Below are 11,939 nucleotides of genomic sequence, written 5' to 3' on the forward strand. Positions count from 1 at the left end.
GTTATATTTTTGTATCACGATTCTTAAGTGACTGCAAAAACGTTTCACGTACATCCTTCTCTGATTTTGCGATAAAATTGCCATCTAATATTTCCTTTTCCTTTGCCCAACGTGCTGAGCCGTGATAGGCATTTTTCTCATGAATGTTCCAGCCGTCCTTTTTGGTTTTACGTCTGATTTGAAGAATAGCACTGTAAAACAAATTGAGCACAGTTAAAATGAGAAACAATGGATTTTTAGCTGCCATGTAGCCTTGAATTGTTTGCACGGGATGAAAAAAGAGCTCCTTTAGACTCGTAAACATCGCATCTGTCGTAATCTCAAGCTTCAATTCACCAAGCAACAAAATGAAATCAATAAGCACGACTATAACGACTTCAAAGACTAGAAAGCTGACAATAAACCAGAGAAATTTTTTCATACACCGTCCACCTCTGTCATATTGCCAATGACCTTAAACTCCCCAAGGATAAACTGCTCCTGCTCTTTTAAAACTTGGACTTTATACAGCTGACTGCCGTGATTGACAAGTGCCCCATCTAAAAAATAGTTGGTCGTTGTGTACACTAAAAATGTATGAGGTGCTTTTGGATTTAAATAAATTTGTACATCTTCTACTTCATTTTTCATCGTAACGACAGGCGGTGAAAGAGAAGAAGCACCTTTCAATTTATTCAGTACATCTAATGCAACTAAATTGGACAGTTCTTGAAATCGAGTGACATACGAATCATTGTCATAGTTCAAATAAACGTGAAAAGTTTCCTCTACAAATGCCAATTCCTCACCTGTCACTTGTAAACCTGTGACAGCAGAAAGTTCTTCATTTTTCAATGCTAATGCTGCTAATTCATCATTTTTTTGCCCAATCTTTTCTTTCAACGCCTGCTTATCACCTACAAGAACAACTAACGAACCAGCTAATATCAAAATAATTAAACCTAAAATGCCCATGACAATCCCCTGCTTCATCCTTCCTCACCTCCTGAAAAATCCACAACACGCCCATAGCCATATAAATGTTCTTGCCAATACGGATCGTTTATATTTGTAAAGCCAATTCCACTACCATTGGCATCAAACATTTTGCCGTTCCCGACATACATTCCTAAGTGCGTCACAGGTCTGCCAGCATTGTACGTGCCTGTAAAAAAGATAAAGTCTCCTGGTTGCAATTCATCGGCTGTTATTTTTTGCGACACATTATATTGTTCCTGAGCTGTCCGTGGTAAATTAACGCCGATTTTACGAAATGCCCACATCATTAACCCCGAGCAATCAAAGGAAGTCGTTGGACTCATGCCGCCAAATGTGTACGGATACCCATCAAACTGAACCATCGTTTCGTAAACAACTTGAAAATCAGCAGAAGCATTGGTTAAATCAATAACTTCACCTTCACGCATCGTCCCTACATAACGCTTTACATGAGCAACATATTCGGGATCTCCGTAACTTTTCCAGCCGAGCTTTATTGCTTGCTGACGAGAGAACACCTGTACCAACGTTTCTGAATGTTTACCACCGTTCACTGCAACAAAGTCCATATAACCAGTGCCGTAGTTATAACTTTGAATCGCTGTATCTAGATCTACTCCTAAATGCTCCATTTTCGTAATAACCTTTTCAAAGTGAGCGACACCAACTTCAATTGAATACAATGGGTCAGTAATAGTATTCGGGGGCAAACCAATAGACTCACTCGATTGCATTACATCAAGTGACATATTCCCGCCACTTTCCTGCATCATAATGGCAAGTACCAATGCTGTATGCTCTTCTAACCCATATACTAAAAGTGCATCGTGCACGATTTCTTCGTACTGCAAAACGGCTGGCGGCAATTGTTTGCCAATCGTATATTCCCCTGGAGGTGGCTTAGGCTGATCAGCAAATAAAATTAACAGCAAGAAGAATAAGAAAAGAAACGGTGCAAAAATAAACCAAATCAACTTCCGACCATTCTGTGAAAATAAAAGCTTCGCCATTAACAATTTCATCGACTCAGCCCTCCCTCAATTTTTTAATCTTCTCCTCCAATTCTTGAATTTTTGTCTGTTGCACCTTCAATTGATCGGCCTTGTTCGCTGAATTCTCAGACTGAAGGGCTGTTAGCTTTTTCTTAACTACCACAAGTTCACTTTCAGCCTGCGAGAGTTCAATAGCTCGCTTTAATTCAGCATCCTGCGTCTTATTAAGTACTTCCCGAGCACCTGCCATATCCCCGTTTTTTACGAATGCTTGCCCCATACGCTTTAATGTCTGTTCGTCCGAAATAAACGGTAAATCTGCTGACATTTGTGCCACATCATAGCTAACAATTGACTTCTCCTGTGCTAACTTTTGCGTATAGATAGACTCATCAGCAGAGATTGTTAAATCTAGCAAGCTTTTTTCCTTACCTTCGTTATATAAAGCCGTAATGATTGTTTCTAAGATCGCTGGCTCCGTTTCTAATGCTAACTGCCATTCTTTTTTGTCCACTAGCTTTTCAGCAACTTCGGTGGGTGATCTACCTAGCTCTAAAAATAACGGAATAGCTTCTTCAAATTGTCCAGCCACAAACAAAGCATCTGCCTCTTGAATAAGCTGCTCCTCCTCATAATCAGCTGTTAATGACTGAATCGCTACTGCTTGCTGTTTATTGGCATCCTGCTTTACAAACCCGATACCAACCAAGCCAAGTAACGCTGTTAAAACAACACCTAAAATCATACGAGAGCGCCATTTCTTACGTTCAGCTGTTTGAGTTTGTACGGTATGATACGCTACGAAATCATAAGCTTCGGTCAATAAAAGCTGCATATCTTCAATCGTTTGTGCTTGTAAAATTGAGTGCACTAGATGATTAGCCCGCTTTGCTAAATGCTCTGGTTGCTCTAAACATTTTTCGTATGGTTGATTCGTTAAAATCGTTAAGACCAGTGCCTTATAGCGTTGCAAATGTGTATGTTTTCCTTCACGTGGCATTTGCTGATTAGCTCGGTAGCCGTAACGAATCGTTGACATCGGATGATAATAAACCGTTGCTGGGTGCAAACTGACGAAATTTTGAGTCTTCGTCACTATCTCATCAAGTAAAATCGCCTGAGCAATGGCAAGCTTCACAACGTAATCTTCATGTTTAATTGCTGCAACAGGCTTCAAGTGCTCTACAAAATAAAAGGTCATTACGACATGCCCTTCGTTCTCCTCAATACTTCGAAATGACAGAAACGTATCTATCTGTGTCTCACGTAAAAACTGTTCGACTTCTTCTAACCGATCGTAACTAAATTCATTGCGGTGGATCGTAAATTGGGCTAGTTCACGTGTTATTTTTATACTGCCAAATGAAAAATTATAAATCCTGGTCACACTCACACTAGCACCCCCTAACGATTTAAAATAAATAGTTCCCTCTAAAAGTCATTAGTATCAATAGATTAATGAGTTAACTGAACAAACTAACAATATTTATACTTTTGTCAGGTAGAAAATTCTACTTTTCAAAGTTCCTCATCTCCAATGCCTCTTGTCGTTCGAGCTCTGTCATGCGAATACGCTCCTCATAATTTGGTGTGATAGCTGCACTGACCTCATATAGCTCCTCATAACGCGCTGGATCTTTTAATCGTAGTTCTTCTTCTGTCAGCTCCACCCGCATAAACGCTCGCTGTGTACCATGGATAATGAGTGCCTCACCTTGCTTACGACGTTCTAATAATTTCTTTTCTTTTTCACTAAAGGCCATGCGTAGCTTTTCAGTAATATCATCAACGCCCTTATTATCAAGACCGAAAAAAACTTTCGTATAACTATTCCCAATGACAGCCTCACCAACATTTTGACCATTGGCCATCTTCCCATCAAGCACATCTTGAATTTGTTGCGTACCAGCAATTGCACCCGCATTGTATTTCCGAAATCGCTTATATGCCTGGTAAAAGAAACTCGCTGCATCTGGATTTTGTGTTAAGAAATGAAACTCATCAACAAATAGCTTTACATTTTCACGTGTATTTTCCGTAATGTTATCCCACAAATAACTAAATGTATTTAAATATGCTGCCCCTTGTACATCAGCCTCATTTTGCAATGGCTTTAAATCAAACGATAAAAGGTCACTTTGTAAATTAATATTCGTATGCCCATTAAAAATTGTTTTACTACCATTCACATAGCTCTCCAAAATGTAATGAAAATCCTCAATCCGTGCGTACCGGTCAACGTCACGCGCCTTTAAAGCAGCAATTGCCTCATATACGTCAGATAAAATCGGGTACGCTGTGCTGGGAATCTCTCGAAAGCTCGTGTACTTCAAAATCCCTGCATCACGGTACACTTCACGTAACACCGCATCTAAAATCGCTTTTTCCACCTGTGTAATGTCTTGCTTCAATACTTGAAAGAAACCGAGAAGACGCTGAATTTTATCTTTTAAAACCATATCCAAATCAACAGGTCCCTCGTCCATGACTTGCTCAGAAAACACTTCTAACGGGTTAATTTTTGTACTCGAATTACTGCTTAAATGGACAACTGTTCCGCCTAAATACTCGACGATGTTCGTATATTCATTTTCGGGATCAATAATAAACACTTTCACGCCCCGAGCAAAATAACGTAAAATCTTCTGTACCATATAAGTGGTCTTACCGACACCACTCGTTCCAATGACAACCATATTTTGATTAAGCGTATTTTTACGGTCCAAATAATCAATCGCAATTAAGCTACCCGTATCTTTGTTCACGCCTTCTACATCACTTCGTGGATTAATCGTTAAAATCTCGGCATCATCAAATGGAAACATACTACTGGCTGCCTCCGTATTGGACTGCTTATACGTGTAATCTCCAAGCAGATTTTCTAAAATCGGCATCACACTCCAAAATGTTTGGTACATTGCCTTAATCGGGGTCATTGCCTTTAACTGCAATTTCACGAGCGTATTATGAACAGAATCACTTAGAGCATTCAGTTCATCTAGCGACTTCGCCTGCAAATAAATATATGTGTACTGATAAATGTAACTCGACTCATTTTCAAGAAACTTCATCAGTTGATGCTCAGCTGCTTCAACTTGCTTTTCGAGCTGACGTTTTTTTAGCGGATCAAATGTCTTCAATACCTCAGCCTGCTTATTTTTAATCGTCTTATTATAGTGCTCGACCATTTTCGTCGAATTGGACGATTCTAAAAATTGTACAATCGTAATATTGCCCTTCTTACGTTTCAGCTCTGATAACCAGTTGCCGTAACGACTTTTTGGGTAATCAATAATCGCAATGACACGAATAAAATTATCACCCGACTCAATATGGTCGGCACATTCCTCCCATGAAAACGGATAAATCATATCTAAGCTCGACCCATCCAGTACGTCACTAAGTGCTTGTTCCTTTTCCACGTGTGGCTGCTGTCGTCGTTTAAACATGCTCTCACCTCCTAGTGATTGGAGAAATTGAGTAAGTGCTGTAACACCTTACGACACTCCTTTGCTGTTAGCTGCCGAGCCTCTACATCATACGTACTCAGTGCATTTTCTAGTTGCCGGATGAACAATAATACCTTTTCTTCTAAATGAATCGCCGTTTGCTCAAGTGACGCTAAATGCTTTTTCGGTATTTTCTCATGCAGCACGACAATATGTGTCTTTGTCGTCATTTCCTGTGAAGACGCAACGCCAGAAAATGTATCTACATAGCTCGCAATGAGTGCTAGCTTTGCTTCATTTTCAGGTTCCTCCTCTAATACGGTTAAATAGCGATGCTGCCAAAATAAAATATAATCACTAAAATCAACGGGCATCGTAATATCAAGGTATTGCTGCACTTCCTCACTATTTTCACCGAGCGTCGACATTAAAAAGGCATTAAACTCATCAAAAACATCCTCTTGCTCGGTCGTTGTGAGTAAATCTAAATTAATACCCGTCACTTTCAGCAACACAACTAAATAGCCTCGTTTTGTCACGAGAAAATCATTATACTGTGCTGCAATGAGCGACATGTCTTGTAGGCTCTGCTTGCCTTTATCGAGCGTTTTCGGCTCATCATCAAATACATAATCATCTATTGGCTTTTTCTTAGAACCGAACAACTTTTCCCACAAACTGATCACCGCCTTACTTTAAAAAGCGATCTTTTTTCTTCCTTATATAAAAGAGCTTTTGTCTACTCGTAAATTGATTGCGTAGCTTTATATAATCCTGAAATCGAATATTTGGTCGATGGCGAATCGGTCGAGAAGACAAGAAAGCTAAAAGTATAATGAGCACAATCAGTAATAGCATGAATTTAAACAGCATGAGCCACACATTATGCGGTGGCAAAGCAATAATAATAAGACCGATGACAATCGGTGGCACTAAATACAGCAGTAATTCCTTCAACGTAATTCCTAGAAAAATCCCGTAACCCGACTCTACATTTTCGGGGAAAACAAACTTTTTTCCTTTATGCTCTGCCACTTTACACACCTCGCAAAAGTAGAAATTTCTACTTTTGTTAAATAGTTTTTTCTACTTATTAAATATCTACTTACGTGAATAATGAATAAACCCAGGGCAGTAACCAAATAATCACTGCTGCTAACGCAACGAGTGCACATACACGCCCGACACTTTTAAATACCTCGTTCTTCTCATGCGGATCATCTGCTGATGGCATGCGCTTGATAATAATAAATAAAGCTGCACAAATTCCGACTAAGACCACAAGCGCTGTTAAAATACCTTTAACGACATTGGCTGCATTTGTGAGCTTAGCTTGGACTTGTCCAGCTGAGGCAAAAACGATTTCGGGTGTTGTGAAATAACAAACGACGATGACCAAAGCTGCTCCCAATACTAAGCTCGTTGCTTTCATGTTATTTGTCATACGCAAACCTACTTTCACTATTCATTTCTCTATTATTCATCACGCTCTACCTCTAAAGATGGCGCTAGCGCACGCTCCTTTTCTACTTGCTTCATTGCCTCTAGCTGTATTTTCGCTTGCTGCTCAGTTTCAAATGAAGGGGACAGTTGCTCTAGCTCCCCGTGCTTTAATCGTCCAATAAAAATGGCACGCTGCTTTCGTTCATGATCCAGCGTTTCAAATAACTGAAGCTTTTCCTCATAGCGCCGAACAGCTCGCTCTAATTCAATCCCGTATACGCTTAAAAATCCTTCTAAAAAACTGGCTCCGATAAAGGACAATTCATTAGTAATAAGCCCGCCCTTTACACGAATCGTCGTTACATCTACTTGCTCGACACGGTTAGCATCAGCTACATTGCCTTGCTGTAAAAAATATTGCCGTAAAACAAGTGGCTTCACCTCGACAGAAGAAGCCACTTCCTCTGCAAGTTGCTTACGAATCTTCGAAAGTGGTTGCCCCTTCACTGGCTCACTCACCCCCACTTGCCCGTCATGTACAAATTCAGTCGCTCGCTTACTACTTAACCAACGTTCCGTAATCAGCGCTATCACCTACTTTCGTACCTTTAATAACCGTATTTTCCCGTTCTACCCAAGAATAAGCGGATATATAGTGGAATTTAAAGAAACAGACATTTTTGTTACAGTTGTAATGGAATTGTCATTAAAATGCTTTATAATATGAAAAATCGAAAGCAAGTTTGTCACGACGAAAAAAAAATTGCGTGGAGTAGTGTAGATATGAGTTAGTACAATTAAAATAATGTATATTAATAGATGGCAACCATACCCTACACAAAGAAATTCGACGTCTTTATATAAAAAAACCATATACAAAGAATCTCGTCCAAACCTTTTCCATATTTATAAAGAAATTATTTTTAGTTAACCAGTTAACCTCAATAATATAAGTGTTTTAAAGTTAACCTAAAAAGCAAAATCCTTTTCAAACGTATCCAAATTTGATTTTACAACCAATAGTCCATCTCAATTCGTTTAAAAGCTCCTTTACTGCGCCCTATTTTCCGAAAAACTATCATAAACTCGCACAAAATAGAATAGGAAAAGATAGAGAAGCATAAATTTCCTGAAAAATAAAGTGGCACTGAAAAGAAAAGCATTGAAAATTTTAGCGCAGAATAGGAGCGAATCGCGTATGGAACAAACGATTTCAATAGAGCAGCGTATACAGGAGGTGCTGATGAATGATCCACTGTTTGAAGTCATCAGGGAAACGCCAACCGAGCAGCTCTTTTTATCAGAACCTTATCTAAATGAATTAATCGAAAAGAAATACTACTCAACACCAGAAATCGCAAGCTGGTTTGATGTAACGGATGCCCAGCTTCGATATTACATCAAACCATTTGAAGAATACCTATTTAATGGACAAGCATCAAATCCAACGACCGCAACCCTCATTCGATTGAACTTCCCGGCAATACTGAAATTACGCATGATTCTACTATTAAAAGAGGAATATCGGGTAAAAGGCTTGAAGCGACTATTACGTATTAACGAAGATGGCCATATCATTAAACAAGTACCAGCTGCATCCACTGAAATCGCTGCACCAAATGAGGTTGAAAAGAAACTACAAGGAATGAACCACGCCCTCGCGCAAATCATGCAGACCGGCTTATTTCAGATCGAGCAAGATGAGCAGACCGAAGAAATGAAAATCACTTTAAATGAGGCGTTTCTCCAACAAAAAATAAAGGCTCTTCCTTCCGAATCTTCGCAAAAAATCGAAAAGCTGCAATCAAAAACGGAACAGCTAGAGCAGAAAAATAAAGAATTAAATGAAAAAGTAGAGGAGTTCCTTCAATCAAATAAAGAAGACATCGCCATCAAAATCCGAGAAAAACATATCGAACGAAATGTTTTAAACCACCTTGAAAATGAAGCACTCACAGAATATGCGACCACAAAAGGACGGCAAATCTTCCGAAAACTTTTCCATTCTACGCAAATCGAAATCGAGAAAAAGCAATACATCGCAGCCTATATAGAAGAGCATTTCCCTGAGCAATTAAGGCAGGCACTTCATCAGTATCATGAGCGGGTAGTGGAATGAATGGCAAACGTCAAAACGCTTCCTTTACATTAGGAAGCGTTTTTGAAATGAAACAGATTGATTTTTTAATTCACTAGGTCAATTTATTGATTATACTTTTTCCTCCTCTATATACATGAGACTTGTCACAACCCATGTTTTTCGTTCCAATTCATCTCCCTTTTTCGCTTGGCATAGGTCCCCATAAATTTTTTCACCATTTTCAATTAATTGTTTTAGCATCGAATAGCCCTCCCTTTAGTTTGTAGCCTCAGTATAAAAAAAAGAATCTTCTATACACAATTTGCAGAAATGACGCTTTTGTTTACAAAAACCACCGTTTTTGCATCGTTTTAGTCCTTGCTGAACGTGAATACCAGGAAAAATTGCAGACCCAGCTCGATACCTACAATGCCCGTATTCTGGAATTGCAAGCTGAGAACGATCGCATCCGTGGCACATATGAAACTCGCTTAGAAGAGCTTTTGAAAAATAACGAAAATAAGAAGTAAAAATTAGGAGGACTCGTACATGAAATCAACTGGCATCGTTCGAAAAGTCGATGAATTAGGGCGTATTGTTATCCCAAGAGAGCTACGAAGAACACTGGAAATCAACGAGAAGGACCCTGTTGAAATCTTTATAGATGGTGAGGAAATCATTTTACGAAAGTTTGTTTCCAATACTGCGTGTATTGTGACCGGGGAAATTACAACTGAGAGCTTCACATTGTTTAATAACATCACACTCTCGCCAAAAGGTGCAGAGATTTTGTTGGGTACATTGGAGAAAAAGTAGTTCAATAGAAAAAATACACACCCAATACCAACCTTGGAACTGGAGAGTATTGTAGGACCATGTGTAGTTGAAAAAAATGTTCCCAAATGAAAGTTTGGAAACAAACTTAAAAGCGACAAACGTTGATTTAACAGCGTTTGTCACTTTTTTATGGAACATTCTTTATACAACATTTTATGCAGTTTGATTAAAATTCAGTCATAACAAGGGTTTGCCGGCATTTTTTGTTTAATGGAAATTACTTGAAGTGTTTTTGCTCATTTAGAGTAAAGTATTATAAAGAATCTTAATATAAATTTGTAATTTGTTTAGACCAGGTAGTTCAAATTTCGGAATTGGCTTTCTTTTCTCCCATCAAGGACCCCCGAATCTAGGAAGTAGGGTGCTAATCCAATAACAACAATGTTTCGGAGTGTTTTCGGAAGGGCTACTAAAAGGGGTTAGGTGAGGAATCAAAGCACCAAAGCACTTATTCGCTAGGCTATGTAGTTTGCGCAAATTTCTTGGATGTTGTTTTTACCTTAGGTTCGTTTGTGAACTTCCTACTCTAAACTTATCTATACCATAACCAGCCAGAGCAGCAACAAACCCAGGTATGACCCATCCTAGTCCCTGTTCAAAAAACGGAGCTACTCCAAGCCATTGGGTTAAGATATCAAGTTTATAACCAAGACTAGTCAAGACCTGATATAATGCATAAATGGAGGTCACAAAAACTGAAAGCCGATACATCATCTTACTTCCGCCTCCAAAATGTTGGAATAAAGAAAGCATAACCAAGACAATGGAGATTGGGTAAATGAACACCAATAAAGGTGTTGCTAATTTCAGAATTGAATTTAACCCCAAATTAGATACCAACAAGCCTACCAATACAAAAATAGCGACATACGACTGGTATGTTATCTTTGGAAAAATTCCGTTGAAGAATCTCGAACATGCATTAATCAAACCTACACATGTTGTTAGACATGCAAGTATGACAATTAAACCGAACAGAAGACCACCACCGCTTGCAAACAGTATATTAGCTGCTACAGCTAATATTTCTGCCCCATTTTTAAAGTCTTTATCCGCTGGTATAAACCTTCCAATCCATCCTAGGGAGAAATAAACAATGGTCAGTCCAAGACCAGCTAATAGAGCAGCTCCAAATGTCCCTTTAACCAATTCTGTCTTAGATTTTGCACCTTTATCTTTTAAGGCATTAATGACGACGATTCCGAACGCCAACGCTGCGACAGCATCCATTGTGAAATAACCTTCTAAGAACCCATTGACAAATGGGGATGATGCATATTTTCCTTTCGCCGGTGAGGAATTATTATCGAATTTAATAAAAGCCTGGATAACAAGCATAGTTAAAACGAGTAATAAAAAGGGTGTTAAAACCTGACCGATACGATCAACGATTTTTTTTGGATTTAAGCTAATATAATATGTAATGCTGAAAAATATTAAAGAGAATATAACTAACGTGAGCCAACTATCAATATGAAACATTTGTTTGTAACCCAATTCATAAGCAACATTAGAAGCTCTTGGTATACCATAAAAAGCCCCGATAGACATATAGATGATAATCGCAAAAACCATACCGAACACTTTATGCACCTGGTTACCCATAGATACCAACCCACCATCAGATAAGGCGACAGCCATGATTGCCATGAATGGCAGTAGTACACCTGTGATGAGAAAACCAGCAATCGCTGGTCCAAAGTTGCTCCCGGATTCTAAACCAAGAAGTGGTGGAAAAATAAGATTTCCAGCCCCGAAAAATAAAGAAAAAAGCATAAAACCTGCAAATATTATATTGTTTCTTCTCATCTTGAACCCCCCTAATTTTTAACGAAAACAATATTTACTTCAAAATTCTCAAATTATTAATAAATGCTGTCTCTTTATAGTAACAATTTCGTTCTAAAATAAGTGTAAAGACATACTAAGCAAAAGATTTATAAAACCCATATCAAAGAGTAATTAATGCAATCAAAATAACTATTCCACAGCTTCTTCTCCTTAAAAATCATAGGGAATCAAAAGAATTAAAAACCAATTGCTCCAATCAATGAGTCTATGATGATAATTTAATTTGTCTTAACCTGCCTTTTTCAGAAATACCACCCCAACAAATGAGGTGTCCATTTATCATAAGCCGTCCCTCCTCTATTTCTTTGC

At 38.6% G+C, this 11,939-nt stretch carries 13 protein-coding genes; 2 read left to right on the top strand and 11 right to left on the bottom strand.

Annotated elements, in window-relative coordinates:
* Nucleotide 1: 1 nt before the first annotated feature.
* The 9 genes from HCH28_RS23025 to HCH28_RS23065 all read right to left on the bottom strand — a co-directional run bounded on the left by HCH28_RS23025 (nucleotide 2) and on the right by HCH28_RS23065 (nucleotide 7,456).
* Nucleotides 2-421: a hypothetical protein gene (locus tag HCH28_RS23025; RefSeq protein WP_221683272.1), complete on the bottom strand. Its 420-nt coding sequence runs from the start codon at nucleotides 419-421 to the stop codon at nucleotides 2-4.
* On the bottom strand, nucleotides 418-972 hold the full coding sequence (locus HCH28_RS23030; protein ID WP_221683273.1) for a hypothetical protein: 555 nt from the start codon (nucleotides 970-972) through the stop codon (nucleotides 418-420). The genes HCH28_RS23025 and HCH28_RS23030 overlap by 4 nt, the downstream gene beginning before the upstream one ends.
* Nucleotides 969-2,000 (bottom strand): bifunctional lytic transglycosylase/C40 family peptidase, encoded by a 1,032-nt coding sequence (locus HCH28_RS23035; protein WP_221683274.1) that lies wholly within the window; start codon nucleotides 1,998-2,000, stop codon nucleotides 969-971. The genes HCH28_RS23030 and HCH28_RS23035 overlap by 4 nt, the downstream gene beginning before the upstream one ends.
* A 4-nt stretch (nucleotides 2,001-2,004) precedes the next feature.
* Complete coding sequence (locus HCH28_RS23040; protein WP_221683275.1) at nucleotides 2,005-3,363, bottom strand: type VII secretion protein EssB/YukC; 1,359 nt, start codon at nucleotides 3,361-3,363, stop codon at nucleotides 2,005-2,007.
* Nucleotides 3,364-3,481: 118 nt separating this feature from the next.
* The gene (locus HCH28_RS23045; RefSeq protein ID WP_221683276.1) at nucleotides 3,482-5,419 is read right to left on the bottom strand and encodes a VirB4 family type IV secretion system protein; all 1,938 of its coding nucleotides are present in this window, start codon (nucleotides 5,417-5,419) and stop codon (nucleotides 3,482-3,484) included.
* A gap of 11 nt (nucleotides 5,420-5,430) precedes the next feature.
* Nucleotides 5,431-6,096 (bottom strand): TrsD/TraD family conjugative transfer protein, encoded by a 666-nt coding sequence (trsD, locus tag HCH28_RS23050; RefSeq protein WP_221683277.1) that lies wholly within the window; start codon nucleotides 6,094-6,096, stop codon nucleotides 5,431-5,433.
* 13 nt (nucleotides 6,097-6,109) lie between these two features.
* A complete protein-coding gene (locus tag HCH28_RS23055; RefSeq protein WP_221683278.1) occupies nucleotides 6,110-6,454 on the bottom strand; it encodes a conjugal transfer protein in 345 nt (114 codons plus the stop codon).
* A gap of 70 nt (nucleotides 6,455-6,524) precedes the next feature.
* Entirely contained in the window at nucleotides 6,525-6,863 is a 339-nt protein-coding gene (locus tag HCH28_RS23060) for a CagC family type IV secretion system protein (protein ID WP_221683279.1), read from the bottom strand.
* A gap of 32 nt (nucleotides 6,864-6,895) precedes the next feature.
* Nucleotides 6,896-7,456 carry a hypothetical protein gene (locus HCH28_RS23065; RefSeq protein WP_221683280.1) on the bottom strand — a complete coding sequence of 187 codons (561 nt, stop codon included), beginning with the start codon at nucleotides 7,454-7,456 and terminating at the stop codon, nucleotides 6,896-6,898.
* A gap of 604 nt (nucleotides 7,457-8,060) precedes the next feature.
* Between HCH28_RS23065 and HCH28_RS23070 the strand changes: the two genes are divergently transcribed.
* The gene (locus HCH28_RS23070) at nucleotides 8,061-8,981 is read left to right on the top strand and encodes a DNA primase (RefSeq protein ID WP_221683281.1); all 921 of its coding nucleotides are present in this window, start codon (nucleotides 8,061-8,063) and stop codon (nucleotides 8,979-8,981) included.
* Nucleotides 8,982-9,071: 90 nt separating this feature from the next.
* On the opposite strand, the gene HCH28_RS25240 is transcribed toward HCH28_RS23070, so the two are convergent.
* Entirely contained in the window at nucleotides 9,072-9,203 is a 132-nt protein-coding gene (locus HCH28_RS25240; protein WP_255601743.1) for a hypothetical protein, read from the bottom strand.
* A 288-nt stretch (nucleotides 9,204-9,491) separates the two neighbouring features.
* Here HCH28_RS25240 and HCH28_RS23075 point away from each other — a divergent pair, with 288 nt between their 5' ends.
* A complete protein-coding gene (locus tag HCH28_RS23075; RefSeq protein ID WP_221683282.1) occupies nucleotides 9,492-9,758 on the top strand; it encodes an AbrB/MazE/SpoVT family DNA-binding domain-containing protein in 267 nt (88 codons plus the stop codon).
* Nucleotides 9,759-10,274: 516 nt separating this feature from the next.
* On the opposite strand, the gene brnQ is transcribed toward HCH28_RS23075, so the two are convergent.
* Nucleotides 10,275-11,588 (bottom strand): branched-chain amino acid transport system II carrier protein, encoded by a 1,314-nt coding sequence (gene brnQ, locus HCH28_RS23080; RefSeq protein WP_221683283.1) that lies wholly within the window; start codon nucleotides 11,586-11,588, stop codon nucleotides 10,275-10,277.
* Between the last annotated feature and the right edge of the window lie 351 nt (nucleotides 11,589-11,939).

Source organism: Lysinibacillus sp. K60, assembly GCF_019731275.1.
Taxonomy (GTDB): domain Bacteria; phylum Bacillota; class Bacilli; order Bacillales_A; family Planococcaceae; genus Lysinibacillus; species Lysinibacillus capsici.